Raw genomic sequence first — 21,676 nt, 5'->3', positions numbered from 1 at the left:
TATGTGGGATCTCATTGAAAAAGGCTTGGAACATAACGGCCTGATCACCGCGTTTGCCTTTGTCGGCGTGGTGATGTGGATTTCCGTGGTGCTGTCCAAGCGGCTGACCTTCGGGCGCATCCATGGCTCGGCGATTGCCATTGTCATCGGCCTGGTCTTGGCCTGGGTCGGCGGCACCATTACCGGTGGCCAGAAAGGCCTGGCGGACCTGGCGCTGTTCTCCGGCATCGGCCTGATGGGCGGCGCAATGCTGCGCGACTTCGCCATCGTCGCCACGGCGTTTGAAGTGCAGGCCACCGAGGCGCGCAAGGCCGGAATGATCGGTGTGATCGCGTTGCTGCTGGGCACGATCCTGCCGTTTATCGTCGGCGCGAGCATGGCCTGGGCCTTTGGTTATCGCGATGCGATCAGCATGACCACCATTGGCGCGGGCGCCGTCACCTACATCGTCGGCCCCGGTGACCGGCGCGGCGATTGGCGCGACGTCGGATGTGATGGCGCTGTCGATTGCCACCGGGTTGATCAAGGCGATCCTGGTGATGGTCGGCACGCCGGTCGCGGCGCGTTGGATGGGGCTGGATAACCCGCGTTCGGCGATGGTGTTTGGTGGGTTGGCCGGCACGGTGAGCGGTGTGACCGCTGGCTTGGCGGCGACAGATCGGCGCTTGGTGCCGTATGGCGCGCTGACGGCGACGTTCCACACTGGGTTAGGCTGCTTGCTCGGGCCGTCGTTGCTGTACTTCATCGTACGCGGCCTGGTCGGTTAATGTGGTGAGCGGGGCAAGCCCGCTCACCACAAGGAATATCTCAAGTTTGGCGGTTGGCGTACATGCGGCACTCCGCCAACAACGCCAGCAAGTTCGGATCACGCTCCTTGGCCTTCAGGAACACCACGCCAATATGCTGCTGCAACCGATACCGGGGTTGCAGCGGTATCAACTTCACGCGGTTCTCATACACCGCCGCAATCCGCCCTGGCAGCAGCGCATAACCCACGCCTGAGCTGACCATGCTCAGCAACGTGAAGATGTCATTGACCTGCATCGCCACCTTCGGCTCGAACCCCGCCTGCTTGAACACACGATTGCCATCCTGGTGCGTGGCGAAGCCTTGGGTGAGGGTGATGAAGGTCGCGTCGCGCACATCTGCCAGGTCGATCTGTTGATCGCGGTCGAACGGTGAGTCCGCCGGGGTGGCGAGGAAGATATCGTCGGAGAACAGCGCGATCTGTTCGCAGTCCGGGTCGTTGGCGTGCTCGTCGAGGGAGATGAGGATCGCGTCCACTTCCATGTTCTTGAGCTTGTAGAGCAGGTCGAAGTTGGAGCCCAGGATCAGGTCGATGTTGAGTTCGCTGCGGCGGATCTTCAGGCCCATGATCAGTTGCGGCACGGTCTTCACCGTCAGCGAATACAGCGAGCCGAGCTTGAAGCGTTCGGCCGAGAAACCAGCGGCTTCGCGGGTGAGGCGCACGCTGTCGACCACATCGGCCACCAGTTTCTGCGCGCGCTCTTCCAGGACGTAGGCGCTTTCCAGCGGCGTGAGGTTGCGCCCTTCGTGTTTGAACAGCGGGCAGCGCAGGGCGTTTTCCAGGGAGTGGATGGCGCGGTGCACACTGACGTTGCTGGTTTGCAGCTCGGCGGCAGCGCGGGCCAGGTTGCCGGTGCGCATGAACGCCAGGAAGATCTCGAGCTTTTTGAGGGTGAATTCTTCGTCGATCAGCATGGCCGTGGCTCTGGTTCGAATGCCGTCGATTGTGCCCCTAAAACCAGTCCGCTCCCAGCCATGCACTGCACAGGCCCAATAGCACGCCGAGGAGGATCAGCCAGATCGCATTCAGCCGCGTGTAATACACCACGGCGGCGCTGGCCAGGGTCAGCACCAGGCTGGTGGCGTTGCTTTCCAGGCTGTTCATGAGGATGTAGCTGGCGGCGAGGATCAGGCCGATGGAAATCGGCAGCAAGCTGCGCTTGACTCGCTGCACCCACGGCGTTTCGGTATGGCGCTCCAGCCAGCCGGCGCCGACGTAGGTGAGCACCGAGCACGGCACCAGCTTGGCCAGCAAGGCCACGATGGCGCCGGGCAGGCCGGCGGCTTGCTGGCCGATAAATACCAACAGCATGCCATTGGGGCCGGGCAACGCCTGGGATAGGGCGAAGAACGCGACGAACTGTGCGTCGGTCAGCCAATTCATGTCGTTGACTGAGTAGCGATGGATATCGCCGATGGCAACCATGTTGCCGCCGATCGACATCAACGACCATAGCGCGCATTGGATCATCAAGTGCAGGAGCGTGCCTTGCATCAGCGGGCTCCCTTGCGTGTATCGATGAAGCCCAGCGCCAGCGAACTGGGGATGCAGATCAACAGTACCATCCACAGCGGCAGCACCAGGATCGCCATCAGCACAAAGGTCATCAGGAACGCGACGTAGTTGGCGACCGTCCTGGGCATGGCCTTGAGCAGGCGCAGGGTGGTGCCCAGAATCAGGCCGGTGGCAATCGGCATGACCGCGCCGAAAATCTGCTGCACCACCTCATGGCTCCACCACTGTGAATAGGCGAATCCGGCAAGCACGGTGATCAGCGAAGGGAACAGGTACAGCCCGCACACGGTCACAACCGCACCGGGCAGGCCATGCAGGCGACGGCCGTAGATGATGCCGACGTTGGCGATATTGGGACCGGGGAAAAACTGGCCGGTGGTCAGCAGCTCATTGAACGCCTGTTCGCTGACCCAGCGCCTGCGGTCGACCATCATCTGCCGCGCCCAGGGCATCACGCCGCCAAAGCCGAACAGGCCGACCATGGCAAAGTTGTAAAACAGCTGCCATAGGCTGGGTTGCGGCGCGTCGGGTTCAAACTCGAGCATGGTCAACACCAATGATTGGGGCGGATGCGCCCCCTGTAGGCGCCGCTGTGAATCATCCAATGGGCGGTAGTGTTCGTGCAAATGAAGAAAGGGTGTTACCTGATAGTGAGTGGGTGGCGTCAGAATGCTCAAGGTGATAACGGTTATTCGAGGTGAGTGACACATGTATCACGGGGAACGATTCAACGCCTGGAGCCATTTGCTTGGGGCGGTTGCGGCCTGTATCGGCGCGGTGTGGATGTTGGTGGTGGCGAGCCTGGACGGCAGCCCCTGGAAGATTGTCAGCGTGGCGATCTATGGCTTTACCCTGATGGTGTTGTACAGCGCCTCGACCGTGTACCACAGCGTGAAGGGGCGGCGAAAAGAGATCATGCAGAAGGTCGATCACTTTTCGATCTACCTGCTGATCGCCGGCAGCTACACGCCGTTTTGCCTGGTGACCTTGAGAGGGCCGTGGGGCTGGACGCTGTTTGGCATCGTGTGGGGGCTGGCGGTGATCGGCATTCTGCAGGAGATCAAGCCGCGCTCCGAGGCGCGCATCCTGTCGATCGTGATTTACGCGGTGATGGGCTGGATTGTGCTGGTGGCGGTCAAGCCGCTGCTTGCCGCATTGGGCACGGCGGGGTTTATCTGGCTGGCGTCGGGCGGCGTTTTATACACCGTCGGCATCATCTTTTTTGCCTTGGAGGATCGCCTGCGCCACTCCCATGGAATCTGGCATTTATTTGTGATCGGCGGGAGTTTGCTGCACTTCGTGGCGATCATGCATTACGTCCTATAAACGCTCCAGAAGCTCACGGGCACGCTGGCCAAAGATCTGCAGCAGATTGGCCAGCATGTGCGGCGGCGGTTCATCGGCGCGGGTGAGGGCGTACAGGGTAATCGGCAGCGGCGGGGTGAGCGGGCGGATGCACGTGGTGGCCGTCGAGGCACCCAGGGCCGTAAAGGGGTCGATGACTGTGAGGCCGGCGCCGGACTCCACCATGGCGCGGGCCAGGGAGTAGGTTTGCACGGCGATTGTCACCCGTGGCGGTGGGTCGACGTTTTCCAGGTAGCTGTCGAGTTTCGCGGCCAGCGGGTCGGCGCTGGACAGGCCAATCAGCGGCGTGCCTGCCAGATTTGCCAGGGGCAATGGCTGGCTCAGCTCGGCGTCGGACCAATAGCCTTTGGACGCCAGCGCCACCAGCACGCCGTTGGCCAGCACCTGCGTGGTCAACCCCGGATGGCCCGAGAAGTTGAGCGTCAGCGCCAGGTCGATCTCACGCATCAGCAGCTTCTGCACCAGCTCGCGGCTATGGTCGCTGGACAGTTCGCAGGCCATGTCCGGGTAGTCGCGCTTCCATTCCAGAATCGCCGGCGGCAGCAGTGACAAGGCCAGCGCCGGGATCGCACCGATGCGTACGCTCTGGCCTGGTGCACGGCGCAGACTCTTGGCCAGGCGTCGCACGCCTTGCAGGCTTTCGGTGACTTTCTCCACTTCGCTTTCCAGCGCCAGGGCTTCCGGGGTGGGCTGCAATTTGCCGCGCACTCGCAGGAACAGCGGGAAGCCCAGCTGCAATTCAGCGTGTTGCAGCACCTTGGTCACCGCCGGTTGCGATACATGCAACAACTGCGCGGCGGCGCTGACGGAGCCGGTCTGGCGGATGGCCTGGAAGATTTCGATATGACGCAAGCGCATGGCACGTCCATAACCTTTGTTTATAGGTGAGCCATCTTTATTCATTGTCAGCGGCCTGTCACCTGCCCCTAGGCTTGAGACCTCTGGATTCAACGGCGGACGGCGCAAATGGTGTGCATTATCGGGGGTGGGGTGATTGGCTTGGCCAGCGCCTATGCGTTGGTGCGTGCCGGTCATGAGGTGACGGTGATCGACGCGCGCGAGACCCTGGGCAGCGAGACCAGCTTCGCCAACGGCGGTCAACTGTCCTATCGCTACGTGGCGCCACTGGCCGATGCGGGTGTGCCGCTGCAAGCCATCGGTTGGCTGTTGCGCGGTGACTCTCCCTTGAAGCTGCGCCCGCGCCTCGACCCGCAGCAGTGGCGCTGGATGGCGGCGTTTCTCGGTGCCTGTCGGGGCTCGGTAAACAAGCGCAATGCCGCGCATCTGCTGCGCCTGGCTTCGCTGAGCCAAGACACCTTGCAGCAATGGCGCGAGGATGATCGCCTGGACGGCTTTGACTGGCGACGCAACGGCAAGCTGGTGACCTTTCGCAGTGGCGCTTCCTTTGAAAAGGCGCGCAGCAAGGTCACCGATATCCTGCAACAGCAAGTGGTCTCAGCCGCCGATTGCGCACGCCTCGAACCCGCGCTGGCGGACGGTGGTTTTGTCGGCGGGATCTACACGCCGAATGAAGAAGTCGCTGATTGTCATGCCTTCTGCCAGCAGTTGGCGGCGCGGCTGGAAGCGTCGGGACGTTGCCGGTTTTTGCTGGGCCGCAAGGTCACCGGCATTCGCCACGCCGCGGGCACAGTGCAGGCCATCGAGTTAGGGGATGAGGTGATGCCCGTTGAGCATCTGGTGCTGGCGGCCGGATATCGTAGCGCCGAGTTGGGTGTGCCGTTGCCGCTGTACCCGCTCAAGGGTTACAGCCTCAGCGTACCGATTGGTGCTCAACACCAGGCGCCGAATGTGAGTATCACCGACTACGACCGCAAGATCGTCTACGCGCGTATTGGTGAGCAACTGCGGGTCGCAGCGATGGTGGATATCGTTGGCTTCGACGCCCGCCTTGAACCCAAGCGCCTTGCGCTGATGAAACGCCAGGCCATGGAGACCTTTCCACTGGCGGGCGATTACACCCATGCGGTGGAGTGGGCCGGTATGCGTCCGGCGACGCCGACCGGCGTACCGCTGATTGGCGCCAGTACCTGCAGCAACCTGTGGCTAAACCTTGGCCACGGCGCGCTGGGTTTTACATTGGCCTGCGGTAGCGCCCAACTGCTGGCCGAGCTGATCAGCCAGCGCGCCCCTTCCATTGATATGCAGGGCCTTGAGCCAGCGCTGATTTGATCGGGTTGCAAAAGAAGGCGTTAGAAGTCGCCCCACAACTGCTGGGCGACCGCCAACGCCACCACCGGCGCAGTCTCGGTACGCAATACACGTGGGCCGAGGCGGGCCGCGTGGTAGCCGGCGGCTTGGGCGGTGTCGACTTCATTGTCGGTCAGCCCACCTTCAGGGCCGATCAGAAAGGCCAGGCTGGAAGGCTTGGCGTGACTGACCATCGGCTCGGCCACCGGGTGCAGCACCAGCTTCAAGTCCGCTTCGGTCTGTTTCAACCAATCCGTCAGCAGCAGCGGTGGGTGAATCACGGGTACCGTGGAGCGCCCGCATTGCTCGCAGGCGCTGATCGCCACCTGGCGCCAGTGCAGCAGGCGTTTGTCGGCGCGTTCGTCCTTGAGCCGCACTTCGCAGCGCTCGCTGAAAATCGGCGTGATGGCGTTGACGCCCAGTTCGGTGGCTTTCTGAATGGCCCAATCCATGCGCTCGCCCCGGGACAAGCCCTGGCCCAGGTGGATGTGCAGCGGCGATTCAGCTTGGCCGGCAAAGCTTTCGACGAGTTGCACGCTAACGCGTTTCTTGCCGACTTCCAGCAGGCTGCCCCGGAACTCCTGGCCGGAACCGTCGAACAATTGCACGGCGTCACCTTCGCCCATGCGCAGCACACGGCTGATGTAGTGCGCCTGGGCTTCCGGCAGTTCGTGATCGCCAAGGCTCAGTGGGGTGTCGGTGAAAAAACGGGACAGTCTCATTTCGGTTCTCTGAAAAAAGGGTGCGGGCCATCAGCCCGGATCACGGAAGCCTGGGTGGAAATCTTTCGGCACGGCAACACTGACGCTGCTGTGGGTGGCGATGTCGATGCCTTCGCTGGCCACTTCGGCGAGGAAGTCGATCTGTTCCGGCGTAATCACATAGGGCGGTAGGAAATACACCACGCTGCCCAGTGGCCGCAACAATGCGCCGCGTTCCAGGGCATGCTCGAACACCTTCAGGCCACGGCGTTCCTGCCAGGGGTAGGCGGTCTTGGTGGCTTTGTCCTGGACCATCTCGATGGCCAGCACCATGCCGGTCTGGCGCACTTCCGACACATGTGGATGGTCCACCAGATGCGCGGTGGCGCTAGCCATCCGCTGGGCCAGGGCCTTGTTGTTTTCGATGACGTTGTCTTCTTCGAAAATATCCAGGGTCGCCAACGCTGCCGCGCACGCCAGCGGATTGCCGGTGTAGCTGTGGGAATGCAGGAAGGCGCGCAGGGTCGGGTAGTCGTCGTAGAACGCGTCGTACACGTCATCGGTGGTGACCACGGCGGCCAACGGCAGGTAACCACCGGTGAGGGCCTTGGACAGGCACAGGAAGTCCGGGCGGATGCCGGCCTGCTCACAGGCAAACATGCTGCCGGTGCGACCGAAGCCTACGGCGATTTCGTCGTGGATCAAATGCACGCCGTAGCGATCGCAGGCTTCGCGCAGCAACTTGAGGTACACCGGGTGGTACATGCGCATGCCGCCGGCGCCCTGGATCAGCGGTTCGATGATCACGGCGGCAACGGTGTCGTGGTGCTCGGCGAGGGTCTGCTCCATTACCTGGGCCATCGTGCGCGAGTGGTCTTCCCAGCTCACGCCTTCGGGGCGCAGGTAGCAATCGGGGCTTGGCACTTTGATCGTGTCGAGCAGCAGCGCCTTGTAGGTCTCGGTGAACAGCGGCACGTCGCCCACCGACATCGCAGCGATGGTTTCGCCGTGGTAGCTGTTGGTCAGGGTGACGAAGCGCTTCTTGTTCGGCAGGCCGCGGTTGAGCCAATAGTGGAAGCTCATCTTCAACGCGACTTCGATGCAGGACGAGCCGTTGTCGGCATAGAAGCAGCGGGTCAGGCCCTCGGGCGTCATCTGCACCAGGCGCTCGGACAGCTCGATCACCGGCTGGTGGCTGAAGCCGGCGAGGATCACATGTTCCAGCTGGTCGACCTGGTCCTTGATGCGTTGGTTGATACGCGGGTTGGCGTGGCCAAACACGTTGACCCACCAGGAACTGACGGCATCGAGGTAGCGCTTGCCTTCGAAGTCTTCCAGCCACACGCCTTCACCGCGCTTGATCGGGATCAGCGGCAGTTGCTGGTGGTCTTTCATCTGGGTACAGGGATGCCACAGCACCGCCAGGTCGCGTTGCATCCACTGGTTGTTCAAGCCCATCGGTGATCTCCTCGAAGCGGTCCTGCGGCGGGCGCAGGTAAAACAATCGCGCAAGCCTATGCAATGGACGGCTATGTCACAAGGCATTACACGTGAATTGACGGTAAAGGCAGGACGGTCTGTCACGTTTCTTAGGAATAGTCTTAATCCCTCGTTAATTTATTATGCATAGGCTATTGATCGTATTTCTCGATATTTCAAAGCGAAATTTTCCGCTTTAATTCGATAGGTAAATCGCTAGTCTTGGGCGCACTACTACGGGATTAAGTACATGCAGTTACGTAATTCACCGGCCCGCTATGGCTGGGTCAGCATGGTTTTGCACTGGGGCGTGGCCCTGGTGGTGTTTGGCTTGTTCGCCCTGGGCCTGTGGATGGTCGGTCTCGACTACTACAGCGCCTGGCGTAAAGACGCGCCGGACCTGCATAAGAGCATTGGCATCACGCTGTTCGCCATCATGCTGGTGCGTATTGTCTGGCGTCTGGTGAGCCCGCCGCCGCCACCGCTGGCCAGCTACAGCCGCATGACCCGTATCGGCGCTGCCTTTGGCCACGGGTTCCTGTATCTCGGGTTGTTTGCCGTGATGATCGCTGGTTACCTGATTTCCACCGCAGACGGTGTCGGTATCCCGGTGTTTGGCCTGTTTGAGATTCCTGCCGTGGTTTCCGGACTACCGGACCAGGCAGATAACGCCGGCCTGGTGCATCTGTACCTCGCTTGGGTGTTGGTGGTCTTCGCCGGCTTGCACGGCGTGGCTGCGTTGAAACACCACTTCATTGACCGTGATGTGACCCTGCTTCGTATGCTGGGCCGCAAAGCCTGATGTTCAACCTCGACTCACAAGGAATAGAACGCATGTTGAAAAAGACCCTCGCCGCTCTGGCAATCGGTACTGCCCTGCTGTCTGCAGGTCAGGTGATGGCTGCTGACTACAAGATCGACAAGGAAGGCCAGCACGCCTTCATCGACTGGAAAATCAGCCACCTGGGCTACAGCTTCATCCACGGTACTTTCAAGGACTGGGATGGCACCTTCAGCTGGGACGCCGCCAAGCCTGAGTCCAGCAAAATCGCGGTCGACGTGAAAACCGCCAGCCTGTGGTCCAACCACGCAGAACGTGACAAGCACATCGCCAGCAAAGACTTCCTGGACGTTGCCAAGTTCGCTGACGCCAAGTTTGTCTCCACTGCCGTCAAGTCCACCGGCGAAAAAACCGCTGACGTGACCGGCGACCTGACCTTCCACGGCGTGACCAAACCGGTGACCTTCAAGGCCACCTTCAACGGTGAGGGCAAAGACCCGTGGGGCGGCGAGCGTGCCGGCTTCAACGCCAAGACCACCGTCAACCTGAACGACTTCGGCATCAAAGGCCCAGGCCCGTCCTCGCAGACTGTGGACCTGGACATCTCGCTGGAAGGTGTTAAGCAGAAGTAATTTCTGCCTGCACAAAAAAATGCCCCGCATCGAAAGATGCGGGGCATTTTTTATTGGGCTACAAAACTCAGCGGTTGCGGGTCAGCAACGCTGGCTTTTCACCACGAGGACGGCCTGGCAGTTGATCCAACTGCTCGGGTGTCGGGAAGCGATCAGCCTTCGACTCCTTGTGGATGATCTTTGGCGCCGGGCCACCGCGTGGGTTCTGCACGGCCGGCTCGGACGAGCGAGGCTGGTCGTCACGGGCCGGGCGACGGTTGTTGCTGCGCGAGTCTTCGCGGCGAGCCTGGCCATCACGCGGCGCGCCGTTACGCGGGCCGTTGCGCTTGGCAGGTGGTGTACCGGTGGTGCCGCCGCTGCTGTTGCGGGGGCCATTCTGACGACCACCTTGTGGCTGACCGCCACGTGGAGCGCCAGCGCCTGCGCCCTGTGCCGGGGCACCTGGACGACGGCCACGGCCTTGGGCCGGTTTGGCCTGTGGCACGTAGTCGACGCGGTTACCGAAGTTATCCACGTCGTCGTCGAGGAATTCGTCCGGCGCACGGTCGGCAGCGGCGCGTGGCGGTTGGCTCGGCTGGCGCTGTTCGCGGGCCGGGGTACCTTCACGGGGTTTCTGCTCACGGGCTGGGCGTTCGCCACGGCCGCTGGTCGCAGATTTTTCCTTGCCTTTATCTTTGCCCTTGTCGCGACGACCACCGCCACCACCGCCGCCGTTCGGGCCATCACCCTTCGGACCGCGTGGGTTGCGCGGATTACGCACGTCTGGACGCTCGCGCGCTTCAGGCTTCTCGGCCTCCACGGTGCTGGCATCGAAGCCCATCAGGTCGCCGTCGGCGATTTTCTGCTTGGTCATGCGTTCGATGCTTTTCAGCAGTTTTTCTTCGTCCGGCGCCACCAGGGAGATGGCTTCACCCGAGCGACCGGCACGGCCAGTACGGCCGATACGGTGCACGTAGTCTTCATCGACGTTCGGCAGCTCGAAGTTGACCACGTGTGGCAACTGGTCGATATCCAGGCCGCGGGCGGCGATATCGGTGGCGACCAGGATGCGTACGGTGCCGGCCTTGAAGTCAGCCAGGGCCTTGGTGCGCGCGTTCTGGCTCTTGTTGCCATGAATGGCGACGGCGGTGAGGCCGTGCTTGTCCAGGTACTCGGCCAGGCGGTTGGCGCCATGCTTAGTGCGGGTGAAGACCAGCACCTGTTCCCACGCGCCGGCGGTGATCAGGTGGGCCAGCAGCGCACGCTTGTGGCTGGCAGGCAGGCGGAACACACGTTGCTCGATACGCTCGACCGTGGTGTTCGGCGGCGTGACTTCGATGCGCTCCGGGTTGTGCAACAGCTTGCCAGCCAGGGCCGTGATGTCCTGGGAGAACGTGGCCGAGAACAGCAGGTTCTGGCGTTTGGCCGGCAGGCGCGCGAGGACCTTTTTCACGTCATGGACAAAGCCCATGTCGAGCATGCGGTCGGCTTCGTCCAGCACGAGGATTTCCACGTGGGACAAATCGACGCTGCCTTGGCCGCACAGGTCGAGCAAGCGACCCGGGCAGGCGACCAGTACGTCCACACCACGGGACATGGCCTGAACCTGTGGGTTCATGCCGACGCCGCCGAAGATGCAGGCGCTGACGAACTTCAAGTCGCGGGCATACAGCTTGAAGCTGTCGTGCACTTGGGCGGCGAGTTCGCGGGTGGGGGTCAGGACCAGTACGCGCGGTTGGCGCGGGCCGTGACGCTGGGATTTGTCCGGGTGACCATTGGGAAACAACCGCTCCAGAATCGGGAGGGCGAAGCCGCCGGTTTTACCAGTACCTGTCTGAGCCGCGACCATCAGGTCGCGACCTTGCAACACGGCGGGAATGGCCCGCTGTTGCACCGGAGTAGGCTCGGTATAGCCCGCTGCCTCGATGGCGCGGACTAAAGCCTCGGAGAGACCGAGGGAAGCAAAGGACATGAGTAATCCTGTTTTAGTTAGGGCTTGGCCCAAAGGGATAATCTTGCCGGGCGTGAATGACGCTTAGGGGAGCGTTATCCCGTCCGGTCCTGCTGCGTCTGGCGGGCACTCCACCGGCTCGCGCGGGCTGAAAGCTGCGCTGTAGCGGGGTTGGGTGCCTTTTTCAAGACATCAGCGGCCGGGCGTGAGCCTGGCGGAAAGGCCGGAGTATAACAGAGCAATCACGGCGCGCTGCTTTCCTGCTGCTCAACGGTGCGTCCAGACCCCGTAATCGCTTGGATTCCACCATATTTGGCGCTCAAAACGCTATAGGGCCGGCTCTTGCTTGAAGCGTTTGAGCTCGGCGGCAAAGCGTTGCACCAACAGATCCATGCCCGCGCCACGGCGTACCGCGAGGAACTGTTGCTGGCGGCTGACCACCACCGGCGCCTGGCTGACCTTGCCTTCCAGGCCCAGCGTATTGATCACATGCTGGCCTACGCGGCGGTCGGTGATCACCAGGTCGATACGCCCGAGCATCAATTTGCCGAAGTTGGCTTCATGGCTGGGGGCGGGCTCACGGTTGAACAGGGGGGAATCGCTGAATGCCGCGCCGTACAGATATCCCGGCGACGTACCGACAGTCAGGCCGCGCACCTCTTCGAGGCTTTGAACGGGATGGGGGCGCTCATTGGCGTAGAACAGCACGAATTCCACCTCCGACAGCGGTTCGCTGGGGTACAGCAGCAAGGCATCGCGCTCATGGCTGTGGAAAATATCCAGCGCCCCGTCGGCATGGCCCTGGTCGAGCATGGCCAGGCAGCGCTTCCAGGGCAGGAACTGCCATTGCACATCCACGCCCAGGCGTTGGAACACGATCACCGTGGTTTCGTAGTCCAGCCCCTGAATGGTGCCCTGTTCTTCATACACATAGGGCGCCCAGGGCTCGGTGACAATGCGCAGTTTCTCGCCGTAAGCGGCCAGGCTCAGGCAAGTCAAAAGGGCAGCGGTCACAAGCTTCAAAATGATGGGCATGCCCTGAGGTTACGACGCTCCTGCCTTAAAGAGAAGCTCTGGCACACGCATCTGCGGGCGATGCTATTTTGCCTCTGAGCTCATCAGGTGGTCATGGATGGCTGCGCGCCGCTCGCCGAGAATCAGGCGTACCAAGGGGTTGGCGAACCAGTGTTCCAATTGGTGCGCATCCACCGGGCATTTCTGGCGTTCTTCCTGGTTCTGCCGGGCTTTGTCCCACCAAACCGGGCCACAGGCCTGGTCGAATTCGTTTTCGTGTTCGTAGCAGCCGTAGAGAATCTCGCGGATGAACTGCTGCTTGCGCTTGGGCAATGCCAGGGTGATCAGCTTGTACATCTGGCGCTGCAGGCGCGGTGGGCGCGGCAGGTGGGCGGAGACTTTGCGTGTGTCGGCCAACGCCTCGGCGTTGATGGGGGCGGCGGCGTGCTTGGTGATCCACGCCTTGACCTTGGCGCGGAACAGCTGCTTGCGGCTCCAATAGTGGTGGATCAGGTCCGGGCACTGGCGCACGTTGACCGTGCGGTAGGCAACTACCGACAGGCAGAACTCCTCAAGGGTATAGGCACCGCCCGCCAGTAAAAACAGCTCGTCCATCAGTTTGATGGAGTGATCCAGCAGGTGCGCGTCCTCTCGGGCCAGGCCCATGACGCCGGAATTGAGCAGAGGCATGTCGTCATCGGCCAAGCCTTTTTCTGCCAATACCTTCGCCAGGGAACCGTACAGCGGGCTTTCGCGGTTATCGCCGTACTTGGCGTGGAACGCATTGCACAGCAAGGTGCCGGGGGCGACGCGTTCGAACAGTGCCATGGGCGAGTCGTGGAAAAACGTGTCCGTGTCGATCAGCAGCGCGCGTTCCGAGGTTTCGAGGACTTGGCGCAACAGCACATGTTTGGTGCGGAAATGGTAGCCGTGGGGCTCGCTCCAGCGTTGGCGCGTGGCGTCGTCCAGTGTGTGGACCTGCACCGGCAGTCCCGCGTAGGGCGTTGGGTTATCGCTGAACACCTGGATGTCCAACGGCATGTTCTGCGTACCGCCCAGATGCGCGAGTGCGCTGGCGATGCTGAATACCGCTTCCTGATGGTAGGTCTCGGCGCCAAATACCAGGTAAACCAGCTGTGGGCGAGGGGTCGGGGACGCTGTATTCATTTACTGCTGGCTTCCATTCCGGGAGTGTGTGAACAAAAAAGCCCCCGTATAAACGAGGGCCTGGGTACTGCTTGAACAACCTCAGCGCGGCAGCTTGAGGTTGTTCCAGATCGCAAGGCTCGGTTCGGCCTGGTTAAGGGTATAGAAATGTAGCCCCGGTGCACCACCGTTCAACAAATCTTCACACATATTTGTGATGACCTGTTCGCCAAACGCTTGGATGCTCTTGACGTCGTCGCCATAGGCTTCCAATTGCTTGCGCACCCAGCGTGGGATCTCGGCACCGCAGGCGTCGGAGAAGCGCGCCAGCTTGCTGTAGTTGGTGATCGGCATGATGCCCGGTACGATGGGGATGTTCACACCCATGGCCCGTACACGTTCGACGAAGTAGAAGTAGCTGTCGGCGTTGAAGAAGTACTGGGTGATCGCGCTGTCGGCGCCGGCGTTGGCCTTGCGCACGAAGTTCTGCAGATCGTCTTCGAAACTGTGTGCCTGGGGGTGCATCTCCGGGTAAGCCGCCACTTCGATGTGGAAGTGATCGCCGGTCTCTTCACGGATAAAGCTCACCAAGTCATTGGCGTGGCGCAGCTCACCGCTGGCCATGCCCATGCCGGACGGAAGGTCGCCGCGCAGGGCGACGATGCGCTTGATGCCAGCGCTCTTGTATTGGGTCAGCAGGCCGCGCAAGTCGGCCTTGCTGTCGCCCACGCACGACAAGTGCGGAGCGGCGGGAACTTTGACTTGGCTTTCCAGCTGTAACACGGTGTTGATCGTGCGGTCACGGGTCGAGCCGCCGGCGCCGTAAGTGCAGGAAAAGAAGTCGGGGTTGTAGCTGGCCAACTGCGTAGCAGTCGCCATCAGTTTTTCATGCCCAGCATCGGTCTTGGTCGGGAAGAACTCGAAGCTGTAGCGACGGTCTTGGGACATGGGGGAGGTCTCCAGCTGCAAGTTGCAAGCTTCAAGCGGCAAGAGCGGCGGTGCGCCTGATCTTGTCGCTTGAAGCTCACATCTCTCAGCTGCTCAAAGAGCAATGAGGTAGCAAGCCCTGTACCACAAGCGCTTTTACTTGCCGCTTGTAGCTGAAAGCTTGCAGCTGCTTAGTACCGATAAGCGTGCGGCTTGAACGGACCTTCGACGGTCACGCCGATGTAGTCGGCCTGGGTCTTGGTCAGTTGAGTCACTACGCCGCCAAAGCCGCGGACCATTTCCAGGGCCACTTCTTCGTCGAGTTTCTTCGGCAATACTTCCACGGTCAGGCGCTCGGCTTTCTGGGCAGGCGACAGGTCGGCGTACTTCTGGCCGAACAGGAAGATCTGCGCCAGTACCTGGTTGGCGAACGAGCCGTCCATGATGCGGCTTGGGTGGCCAGTGGCGTTGCCGAGGTTAACCAGGCGGCCTTCAGCCAGCAGGATCAGGTAGTCGTCGTTCTGCGGGTCGAAATCGCCTGCACCGGTACGGTGAACCTTGTGTACCTGTGGCTTCACTTCTTCCCATGCCCAGTTTTTACGCATGAAAGCCGTGTCGATTTCGTTGTCGAAGTGGCCGATGTTGCAGACAACAGCGCGCTTCTTCAGGGCCTTGAGCATGTTCGCGTCGCAGACATTCACGTTACCGGTGGTGGTCACGATCAGGTCGATCTTGCCCAGCAGGGCCTTGTCGATGCTGGCTTCAGTGCCGTCGTTCTGGCCGTTGATGAACGGCGAAACCACTTCGAAACCGTCCATGCAGGCTTGCATGGCGCAGATCGGGTCAACTTCGGAGACTTTTACGATCATGCCTTCCTGACGCAGGGACTGGGACGAACCCTTGCCCACGTCACCGTAGCCGATCACCAGGGCTTGCTTGCCCGACAGCAGGTGGTCGGTACCGCGCTTGATGGCATCGTTCAGGCTGTGACGGCAGCCGTACTTGTTGTCGTTCTTGCTCTTGGTCACCGAGTCGTTGACGTTGATGGCCGGGATTTTCAGCTCGCCCTTGGCCAGCATGTCCAACAGGCGGTGCACGCCGGTGGTGGTTTCTTCGGTCACACCGTGGACGCGGTCCAGGATCTGCGGGTACTTCTTGTGCAGCAGCTCGGTCAGGTCGCCGCCGTCGTCGAGGATCATGTTGGCATCCCATGGCGCGCCATCCTTGAGGATGGTTTGCTCCAGGCACCACTCGTACTCTTCTTCGGTCTCGCCTTTCCAGGCGAATACAGCGATACCGGCAGCGGCGATAGCGGCAGCGGCCTGGTCTTGAGTCGAGAAGATGTTGCAAGAGGACCAACGCACTTCGGCACCCAGGGCAACCAGGGTTTCGATCAGCACGGCAGTCTGGATGGTCATGTGGATGCAGCCGAGGATCTTCGCGCCTTTGAGCGGTTGCTCAGCGGCGTACTTGCGGCGCAGACCCATCAGGGCAGGCATTTCGGATTCGGCGATAAAGGTTTCGCGACGGCCCCAGGCAGCGAGGGACATGTCGGCGACTTTGTAGTCGTTGAAATCTGCAGGCGTGTTTACAGCGCTCATGAAGAGCCTCCATTCGTAGTGTGCGAATGGGCGCCGTTGTGCGTTTAGTATCCAGCTGGCTAACCAGGCCGGACAACGCCCCATCCGAGCCTGACAGGTTGAACCTGCTGCAGCGCCCCTCGGACAGGTGGCGGGAGAACGGTATCAACTAGAGATGACCGTTTTGAAACGGCGCCGATTATAGCCGTGTGCGCCAGACTTCCCAAGCCTTTCCGTCGGCCATATGAAGATCGCTGATGGGGTTGATAGGCAATGGTGCGTAGAGCTTGGGCCCAGGCTCTGCCATGATGTTGCCCATCATTTCGCAAGACGCTTTGGAGTGACCATGAACTTCCACACCCGCAAATGGGTAAAACCCGAAGACCTCAACCCCAACGGCACCCTGTTCGGCGGCAGCCTGCTGCGCTGGATCGACGAAGAGGCGGCGATCTACGCCATCGTCCAACTGGGCAACCAGCGCGTGGTAACCAAGTACATCTCCGAAATCAACTTCGTCAGCGCTTCGCGCCAGGGCGACATCATCGAACTGGGCATTACCGCTACCGAATTTGGTCGCACCTCCATCACCTTGACCTGTGAAGTGCGCAACAAGATCACCCGAAAAAGTATCCTCACGGTAGAGAAAATGGTCTTCGTCAACCTCGGCGAAGATGGTCTGCCCGCGCCCCACGGCCGCACCGAGATCCGGTACGTGAAGGACCAGTTCAAGGACGATAGCCTTCCCGAGTAACCCTGCTGCGCTGTGATTTGCTTTACCAAATCATTCCGCACGGATCTTTCCCAGGCGCTCTCATCACTCAGGACCACACCCTGTAGAGAGAGCCCATGGATGAAAGTGTTTAACTCGATCACCAAGATTCAACCCTCAGTGACTGAAGAGGCGTATGCCCCGACCCAGCAAGCGGTGGAGACGCCGCTGGTGGAGGGGGTGGGCACGCGCAATGTGACACTCATGCGTGATCAGCAGGGACGGGTGGACGTGTTTTTATCGGCCCCCCCTGTTACCAGCCTGGTACTCAGTGGCGGTGGCGCCAAGGGCATTGCTTTCTCGGGGGTGGTGCGGGCACTTGAGGACGCCCAGAAGCTGCAAGGTATCCAATCGATTTCCGGCTCATCTGCCGGTGCTATTTCAGCAGCACTGATTGCCAGTGGCATGGGGGCTGAAGCGTTCGACAAGTTGTCGGATGGTATCGATTTGCCAAGCCTGCTCAATAGCCAAGACGCCGTGACGGCCTGGATGCAGGATGCCAGTACGACACTGGGCAAGCTGGTCGGGCGCTTGCCCGGCGCCGTCGGCAGTACCTCGCAATTGTTGATGACCTTGCTGCCGCGCCTGCAGACCGAGGCACTTCCCCTTGAAGAACTGATTCGCAATGAGTCGCGCCAGTCGATTCTGGGTCATATCGCGCAAACCCCTCGGGAAACCCGCTCGGCGCAAATCATGCGCATTGCTGACAGGTTGAGTGCCGGAGGCGCTCCTACGTTTGGTGATCTTGAGGTGCTGAGTCGGGATGTACCTGCGATCAAGCAACTCAACATCACCGGCACCGGCATGTTTGCCGACCGTCCACAGCTGGTGGTGTTCAATGCGAGCCTGACGCCGCAGATGGACATCGCCAGGGCGGCGCATATTTCCGGCGCGTTGCCACTGGTGTTCAAGAGCCCCGTGGAACAAGGTCATGGCTTTCAGGCGTCAGCTGAAAGCACCGCATTCAAGGATGGTGGCCTGCTGCTCAATACCCCGGCGCCAGGTGTGGTGGATCGGGCGTTTCCCGAGAGCCCCCTGGCCAAGTCCGAGGCGTTGATCGTCAAGTTCGAGTCAGATGCCTCTGGTGAGCGAGCGCGCAGTGGCAGTTTTTTGAGCCACTTGGCAGATCGCATCACGGGCGTTGCGCATTCGGCTGCTGGTGCCTTCCAGGACAAAAAGCTCGAAGCGTTCGCCGAGCAGATCGTGACATTGCCCCTCAAGACTGAAAAAGGCGATTTTCGAGGCCTGCTCACGGGCACGGTCAACTTCACGATGCAGGATGAGCAGAAGCAACACCTGCAAGCGAAGGCGCGCCAGGCGGTAGACGCGCATTTGGAGCGTCGCACCACCGCACTTGAGCACCACGCTTTCCAATCGCTGGATGACGCCGTGTTGGCCATGGATGATTCAATGCTCGCCAGCGTGCAACCGACGCTGCAAAAAGACCCCGCCGCCTCGGATGTGCTGATGTTTCGGGATAGCGCAAAACAGGCGTTGCAAGTCCTGGATTCTGCGATTACCGAGGCGAACCAGGCGCAAGGCGCGTTGGTGTTCACGCCGAAAATCTTATCGGCTCTGCGCAATCTCGATGTCCTTGCCCAGCGTCCGGAGCACATCGATTGGTTGGGGCGGCGCCTCAATGTCGCCCGTCAGCCCAATTTTCAGCAGTTGTTGCAAGCGGCGGCCAAGCAGATCGCAGGCGGTGCATTGCCGAAGTCCAAGGTCATTGGCCGTGCTGTCGCTGAGATGAGCGTGCGTGATATTGCGACGAAAGCTGAAAACTTCACGCGTGAGGTGATCTACCCGTCGCTGTTCCGACCCGGCCAGCCCGAGTCTAACGTTGAACTGTTGCACCGTGCGGCCCAAGACTTGGCATGGTCCACCACGGCCACCGAATTCAACCGGGTACTCGACACCCTTGAGGACAGTTACAAGGCGCGCAACAAGCCCTGGGACAAGGCCTCCAGTTCTACCACCGTGGAGATGGCCAAGGCCTGGAAGCTAAAGGTTTAGTTGCCTGGCCACTGAACAGCCATCGCGGCGGCGTGTCGTAGCTACAGGCACCCCTTGGACTCCGGATGATCATGGCCACCGACGAATCAGGCAAAACCCCCAACCTGTCGCAGGAAGAGCAGCAGGACGTCGACAAAAACCAGCCACCCCGCGCGGCGGTATTGCATGAAATCATCCGTACCCAGGGCGACCAGGAGTTGGAGCGCAGCGTCGCCGCCTTGTGGTGGTCGGCGTTGGCCGCCGGGTTGACCATGGGACTGTCGCTGATGGCGATGGGGTTGCTCAACTCGCGCCTGCCGGATGGCGAAGCCTTCAAGGTGATCGCCAGCTTCGGTTACTGCGCAGGCTTCCTGGCGGTGATCCTCGCGCGTCAGCAGTTGTTCACCGAAAACACCCTGACGGCGGTGCTGCCGGTGATGAGCAAGCCCACCCTGGGCAACGCCGGGCGACTGTTGCGATTATGGACGGTGGTACTGGTCGGCAACCTGTGCGGCACCCTGCTGGTGGCTTATGTGATGTTGCACTTGCCGATCTTCGATACCCGGACTGACCAGGCCTTCCTCGAAATCGGGCGCAAGATCATGGAAAACGACGCCAGCCAGATGTTCGCCAAAGGCATCATCTCCGGCTGGATGATCGCGACCATGGTGTGGATGATCCCGTCGATGGAAAGCGCCAAGATGTTCATCATCATCCTGATCACTTACCTGATGGCGCTGGGGGACTTTACCCATATCGTGGTGGGTTCGGCGGAGGTGTCATACCTGGTGTTTGCCGGCGAACTGGCGTGGAAGGACTTCTGGCTGGTGTTCGCCGGGCCGACGCTGGCGGGCAATATCATTGGCGGCAGCTTTATCTTTGCGCTGATCAGCCACGCGCAGATTCGCAGCGAAAGCAGCCTGCCAGGCAAGAAGGCTGCGGACCCCAGGCATCCGCAGCGGATCGACAAGGATCAGTGAGTGTCAGGTGCGGCCTGGGGCTCATCCCGGGTCACGCGCTTGACCAGCTTGCCGATGCTCAAGCCCTGCAACAGGATCGACGACAGCACCACGATGTACGTGATGCTCAGCAGCAGGTCACGCTCCGGGCCCAGCGGCAGTGCCAGGGCCAACGCTACCGATACACCACCACGCAAACCGCCCCAAGTGAGGATGCGGATGGTGCCGCGTGGCACCGTGCGCCAGCGCCGTAGCAGCAGGATCGCCGGGGCCACCGTCAACAGGCGCGACAGCAGGATTGCCACGGCCAGCAGGCTGGCGGCGAATACGTGCAACCAGTTGAACGGCAAGAGCAGCAGTTCCATGCCGATCAGGGCGAACAGCAGCGCATTGAGCATGTCGTCGAGCAGCTCCCAGAAGCCATCGAGGTAGCGACGGGTCATGTCATTCATCGCCAGCTTGCGGCCCAGGTTGCCGATGATCAGACCGGCTACCACCATCGCAATCGGTGCCGAGACGTGCAGCTCGGTGGCCATCGCCGAGCCGCCGATCACCAGGGCGAGGGTCAGCATCACTTCGATCTGGTGCTGCTCGATGCTCTTGATCATCAGGTAGACCAAGTAGCCGATCAGACCGCCGAATACCACGCCGCCGATGGCTTCATGGGCGAACAGCAGGGCGGTGGCGCCGACGGTCGGGGTTTCGCCCAGCTGTGCGATGCCCAGCAGCACGGTGAAGACCACGACAGCGGTACCGTCGTTGAACAGTGACTCGCCCACGATGGTGGTTTTCAGCGGTTTCGAGGCATTGGCGGTACGCAGCACGCCCAGTACCGCAATCGGGTCGGTGGGTGAAATCAGCGCACCAAATAGCAGGCAGTAAAGGAAGCTCACGTGCCAGCCAAACAGGGCGAAGATGTAATACGCCAAGCTGCCGATCACCACGGTCGCGATCAATACGCCGAAGGTCGCCAGCAGGCCGATGGGCCAGCGGTAGCTGCGCAGGTCGTTCAGGTTCACGTGCAGGGCGCCGGCGAACAGCAGGAACGACAGCATCCAGTTCATCAGCAAATCGCCGAAGTCGATCTGGCCGATCAATTGCTGGATACGCTCTTCCAGGCCTGGGTAGCCGAGAACGCTCAAGCCTTGCAGGATCAGCGAAAACACCAGGGCCGTGACCATCACACCGATGGTGGGCGGCAGGCCGATAAAACGGAAATTCACATAGGTGAGCAGGGTGGTGAGGCAAATAAAGGCGGCGACAAGTTCAAGCATCCGGGGTCCTTGGAGGTTGGGTGGCAGTGCAGGGTTGGGTGGATGGACCGCGCCAGTGGCACGATGTTGCAAGGCATTGGATAAAACGCCATAGAACCTTTGGGCCAGCCAGGGCTCATAGCGGGTGAGTGCGGTTTGGTATTTTTAGTGCTAAAACTCTAATCGCTGTTTAAAACTACAAAAGGAATGTGTGATGACGGTCGCTTTCTGGTGTGTGTTGATCGCAATTTTTCTACCTTACCTGTGCACAGGTGTGGCCAAGTTCAGCGGCGGCAAGTTCGGCCCACGGCAGAACCACGACCCTCGCGCTTTCCTGGACACCCTTGAAGGGTTTGCCAAGCGTGCCCACAGTGCCCAGCTCAACAGTTTTGAAGTCACCCCGGCCTTCGCGGCGGCAGTGATCATCGCGCACCTGGCGGGTACGGCCGAATTGGTGACCATCAATGTGCTGGCTGTGCTGTTTATCACCAGCCGCCTGCTGTACATCATCTGCTACCTGGCGGATTGGGCGATGTTGCGTTCGCTTGTGTGGTTCGTGGGGATGGCGTTGATTGCGAGTTTCTTCTTTGTCTCGATCTGACGGTTGATAAAGGTCC

19 protein-coding genes, 2 pseudogenes and 1 riboswitch are annotated in these 21,676 nt (G+C 60.9%); of the genes and pseudogenes, 9 read left to right on the top strand and 12 right to left on the bottom strand.

Annotated features, from left to right (window positions below; all coding sequences use genetic code 11):
* Window position 1 precedes the first annotated feature (1 nt).
* Window positions 2-767, top strand: a pseudogene (gene madM, locus AYR47_RS04845) (malonate transporter subunit MadM).
* 40 nt (window positions 768-807) lie between these two features.
* Here the strand turns inward: madM and AYR47_RS04840 are convergent.
* Genes AYR47_RS04840 through AYR47_RS04830 form a run of 3 tightly spaced genes read right to left on the bottom strand, consistent with a single transcriptional unit; the run spans window position 808 to window position 2,868 of the window.
* Window positions 808-1,722 (bottom strand): LysR family transcriptional regulator, encoded by a 915-nt coding sequence (locus AYR47_RS04840; RefSeq protein ID WP_061434473.1) that lies wholly within the window; start codon window positions 1,720-1,722, stop codon window positions 808-810.
* A 37-nt stretch (window positions 1,723-1,759) separates the two neighbouring features.
* Complete coding sequence (locus AYR47_RS04835) at window positions 1,760-2,302, bottom strand: chromate transporter (RefSeq protein WP_061434471.1); 543 nt, start codon at window positions 2,300-2,302, stop codon at window positions 1,760-1,762.
* The gene (locus tag AYR47_RS04830; protein WP_061434469.1) at window positions 2,302-2,868 is read right to left on the bottom strand and encodes a chromate transporter; all 567 of its coding nucleotides are present in this window, start codon (window positions 2,866-2,868) and stop codon (window positions 2,302-2,304) included. Before AYR47_RS04830 ends, AYR47_RS04835 begins: the two co-directional genes overlap by 1 nt.
* A gap of 163 nt (window positions 2,869-3,031) precedes the next feature.
* On the opposite strand from AYR47_RS04830, the gene trhA reads away from it, so the two are divergent.
* Window positions 3,032-3,649 (top strand): PAQR family membrane homeostasis protein TrhA, encoded by a 618-nt coding sequence (trhA, locus tag AYR47_RS04825; RefSeq protein ID WP_016976069.1) that lies wholly within the window; start codon window positions 3,032-3,034, stop codon window positions 3,647-3,649.
* Here the strand turns inward: trhA and AYR47_RS04820 are convergent.
* Complete coding sequence (locus AYR47_RS04820) at window positions 3,644-4,546, bottom strand: LysR family transcriptional regulator (RefSeq protein WP_038849427.1); 903 nt, start codon at window positions 4,544-4,546, stop codon at window positions 3,644-3,646. The two genes, trhA and AYR47_RS04820, sit on opposite strands and share 6 nt — an antisense overlap.
* 108 nt (window positions 4,547-4,654) lie before the next feature.
* Between AYR47_RS04820 and AYR47_RS04815 the strand changes: the two genes are divergently transcribed.
* Window positions 4,655-5,878, top strand: coding sequence for a D-amino acid dehydrogenase (locus AYR47_RS04815; protein WP_061434467.1), 1,224 nt, complete (start codon window positions 4,655-4,657; stop codon window positions 5,876-5,878).
* A 20-nt stretch (window positions 5,879-5,898) separates the two neighbouring features.
* Here the strand turns inward: AYR47_RS04815 and AYR47_RS04810 are convergent, their stop codons facing one another.
* Both AYR47_RS04810 and AYR47_RS04805 read right to left on the bottom strand, forming a co-directional pair.
* Window positions 5,899-6,618, bottom strand: a complete 720-nt coding sequence (locus AYR47_RS04810; protein WP_061434465.1) for a 16S rRNA (uracil(1498)-N(3))-methyltransferase — start codon at window positions 6,616-6,618, stop codon at window positions 5,899-5,901.
* 30 nt (window positions 6,619-6,648) lie between these two features.
* Window positions 6,649-8,055, bottom strand: a complete 1,407-nt coding sequence (locus AYR47_RS04805) for an adenosylmethionine--8-amino-7-oxononanoate transaminase (protein ID WP_033897095.1) — start codon at window positions 8,053-8,055, stop codon at window positions 6,649-6,651.
* A 271-nt stretch (window positions 8,056-8,326) separates the two neighbouring features.
* Between AYR47_RS04805 and AYR47_RS04800 the strand changes: the two genes are divergently transcribed.
* Both AYR47_RS04800 and AYR47_RS04795 read left to right on the top strand, forming a co-directional pair.
* On the top strand, window positions 8,327-8,878 hold the full coding sequence (locus AYR47_RS04800) for a cytochrome b (RefSeq protein WP_033897097.1): 552 nt from the start codon (window positions 8,327-8,329) through the stop codon (window positions 8,876-8,878).
* 32 nt (window positions 8,879-8,910) lie between these two features.
* Complete coding sequence (locus AYR47_RS04795) at window positions 8,911-9,489, top strand: YceI family protein (protein ID WP_061434463.1); 579 nt, start codon at window positions 8,911-8,913, stop codon at window positions 9,487-9,489.
* 67 nt (window positions 9,490-9,556) lie between these two features.
* Here AYR47_RS04795 and AYR47_RS04790 read toward each other — a convergent pair whose 3' ends face one another.
* From AYR47_RS04790 to ahcY, 5 genes and pseudogenes are all read right to left on the bottom strand, one after another.
* Window positions 9,557-11,440, bottom strand: coding sequence for a DEAD/DEAH box helicase (locus AYR47_RS04790; RefSeq protein WP_033897100.1), 1,884 nt, complete (start codon window positions 11,438-11,440; stop codon window positions 9,557-9,559).
* Between the two features lie 221 nt (window positions 11,441-11,661).
* Window positions 11,662-12,454 (bottom strand): annotated as a pseudogene (locus tag AYR47_RS04785) (substrate-binding periplasmic protein).
* Between the two features lie 63 nt (window positions 12,455-12,517).
* Complete coding sequence (locus AYR47_RS04780) at window positions 12,518-13,600, bottom strand: hypothetical protein (RefSeq protein WP_033897102.1); 1,083 nt, start codon at window positions 13,598-13,600, stop codon at window positions 12,518-12,520.
* An 81-nt stretch (window positions 13,601-13,681) separates the two neighbouring features.
* Window positions 13,682-14,527: a methylenetetrahydrofolate reductase [NAD(P)H] gene (gene metF / locus AYR47_RS04775; RefSeq protein ID WP_033897103.1), complete on the bottom strand. Its 846-nt coding sequence runs from the start codon at window positions 14,525-14,527 to the stop codon at window positions 13,682-13,684.
* A 170-nt stretch (window positions 14,528-14,697) separates the two neighbouring features.
* The gene (gene ahcY, locus AYR47_RS04770) at window positions 14,698-16,107 is read right to left on the bottom strand and encodes an adenosylhomocysteinase (RefSeq protein ID WP_016977735.1); all 1,410 of its coding nucleotides are present in this window, start codon (window positions 16,105-16,107) and stop codon (window positions 14,698-14,700) included.
* A gap of 21 nt (window positions 16,108-16,128) precedes the next feature.
* A riboswitch (S-adenosyl-L-homocysteine riboswitch) is annotated at window positions 16,129-16,234 on the bottom strand.
* A gap of 198 nt (window positions 16,235-16,432) precedes the next feature.
* Between ahcY and AYR47_RS04765 the strand changes: the two genes are divergently transcribed.
* The 3 genes from AYR47_RS04765 (at window position 16,433) to AYR47_RS04755 (ending at window position 19,827) form a co-directional block, all read left to right on the top strand.
* The gene (locus AYR47_RS04765; RefSeq protein ID WP_010207175.1) at window positions 16,433-16,837 is read left to right on the top strand and encodes an acyl-CoA thioesterase; all 405 of its coding nucleotides are present in this window, start codon (window positions 16,433-16,435) and stop codon (window positions 16,835-16,837) included.
* 99 nt (window positions 16,838-16,936) lie between these two features.
* Window positions 16,937-18,868: a patatin-like phospholipase family protein gene (locus tag AYR47_RS04760; RefSeq protein ID WP_061434461.1), complete on the top strand. Its 1,932-nt coding sequence runs from the start codon at window positions 16,937-16,939 to the stop codon at window positions 18,866-18,868.
* A 71-nt stretch (window positions 18,869-18,939) separates the two neighbouring features.
* Window positions 18,940-19,827, top strand: coding sequence for a formate/nitrite transporter family protein (locus AYR47_RS04755; protein WP_033897122.1), 888 nt, complete (start codon window positions 18,940-18,942; stop codon window positions 19,825-19,827).
* Here the strand turns inward: AYR47_RS04755 and AYR47_RS04750 are convergent.
* Window positions 19,821-21,080 (bottom strand): cation:proton antiporter, encoded by a 1,260-nt coding sequence (locus AYR47_RS04750; RefSeq protein WP_033897106.1) that lies wholly within the window; start codon window positions 21,078-21,080, stop codon window positions 19,821-19,823. The genes AYR47_RS04755 and AYR47_RS04750 overlap by 7 nt on opposite strands.
* 193 nt (window positions 21,081-21,273) lie before the next feature.
* Between AYR47_RS04750 and AYR47_RS04745 the strand changes: the two genes are divergently transcribed.
* Window positions 21,274-21,660 (top strand): MAPEG family protein, encoded by a 387-nt coding sequence (locus tag AYR47_RS04745; protein ID WP_010207167.1) that lies wholly within the window; start codon window positions 21,274-21,276, stop codon window positions 21,658-21,660.
* Window positions 21,661-21,676 lie beyond the last annotated feature (16 nt).

The organism is Pseudomonas azotoformans (assembly GCF_001579805.1).
Classification (GTDB): domain Bacteria; phylum Pseudomonadota; class Gammaproteobacteria; order Pseudomonadales; family Pseudomonadaceae; genus Aquipseudomonas; species Aquipseudomonas azotoformans_A.
This window is presented reverse-complemented; position numbering and strand designations above follow the sequence as displayed.

Excerpts from the sequence above, each read along its gene's own strand:
- AYR47_RS04840 (WP_061434473.1), bottom strand. The coding sequence starts at position 1,722 with ATGCTGATCGACGAAGAATTCACCCTCAAAAAGCTCGAGATCTTCCTG.
- AYR47_RS04745 (WP_010207167.1), top strand. The coding sequence starts at position 21,274 with ATGACGGTCGCTTTCTGGTGTGTGTTGATCGCAATTTTTCTACCTTAC.
- AYR47_RS04830 (WP_061434469.1), bottom strand. The coding sequence starts at position 2,868 with ATGCTCGAGTTTGAACCCGACGCGCCGCAACCCAGCCTATGGCAGCTG.
- AYR47_RS04780 (WP_033897102.1), bottom strand. The coding sequence starts at position 13,600 with ATGAATACAGCGTCCCCGACCCCTCGCCCACAGCTGGTTTACCTGGTA.
- AYR47_RS04790 (WP_033897100.1), bottom strand. The coding sequence starts at position 11,440 with ATGTCCTTTGCTTCCCTCGGTCTCTCCGAGGCTTTAGTCCGCGCCATC.
- AYR47_RS04760 (WP_061434461.1), top strand. The coding sequence starts at position 16,937 with ATGAAAGTGTTTAACTCGATCACCAAGATTCAACCCTCAGTGACTGAA.
- AYR47_RS04750 (WP_033897106.1), bottom strand. The coding sequence starts at position 21,080 with ATGCTTGAACTTGTCGCCGCCTTTATTTGCCTCACCACCCTGCTCACC.
- AYR47_RS04800 (WP_033897097.1), top strand. The coding sequence starts at position 8,327 with ATGCAGTTACGTAATTCACCGGCCCGCTATGGCTGGGTCAGCATGGTT.
- metF (WP_033897103.1), bottom strand. The coding sequence starts at position 14,527 with ATGTCCCAAGACCGTCGCTACAGCTTCGAGTTCTTCCCGACCAAGACC.
- AYR47_RS04765 (WP_010207175.1), top strand. The coding sequence starts at position 16,433 with ATGAACTTCCACACCCGCAAATGGGTAAAACCCGAAGACCTCAACCCC.
- AYR47_RS04820 (WP_038849427.1), bottom strand. The coding sequence starts at position 4,546 with ATGCGCTTGCGTCATATCGAAATCTTCCAGGCCATCCGCCAGACCGGC.
- AYR47_RS04755 (WP_033897122.1), top strand. The coding sequence starts at position 18,940 with ATGGCCACCGACGAATCAGGCAAAACCCCCAACCTGTCGCAGGAAGAG.
- AYR47_RS04835 (WP_061434471.1), bottom strand. The coding sequence starts at position 2,302 with ATGCAAGGCACGCTCCTGCACTTGATGATCCAATGCGCGCTATGGTCG.
- AYR47_RS04795 (WP_061434463.1), top strand. The coding sequence starts at position 8,911 with ATGTTGAAAAAGACCCTCGCCGCTCTGGCAATCGGTACTGCCCTGCTG.
- trhA (WP_016976069.1), top strand. The coding sequence starts at position 3,032 with ATGTATCACGGGGAACGATTCAACGCCTGGAGCCATTTGCTTGGGGCG.
- AYR47_RS04815 (WP_061434467.1), top strand. The coding sequence starts at position 4,655 with ATGGTGTGCATTATCGGGGGTGGGGTGATTGGCTTGGCCAGCGCCTAT.
- ahcY (WP_016977735.1), bottom strand. The coding sequence starts at position 16,107 with ATGAGCGCTGTAAACACGCCTGCAGATTTCAACGACTACAAAGTCGCC.
- AYR47_RS04810 (WP_061434465.1), bottom strand. The coding sequence starts at position 6,618 with ATGAGACTGTCCCGTTTTTTCACCGACACCCCACTGAGCCTTGGCGAT.
- AYR47_RS04805 (WP_033897095.1), bottom strand. The coding sequence starts at position 8,055 with ATGGGCTTGAACAACCAGTGGATGCAACGCGACCTGGCGGTGCTGTGG.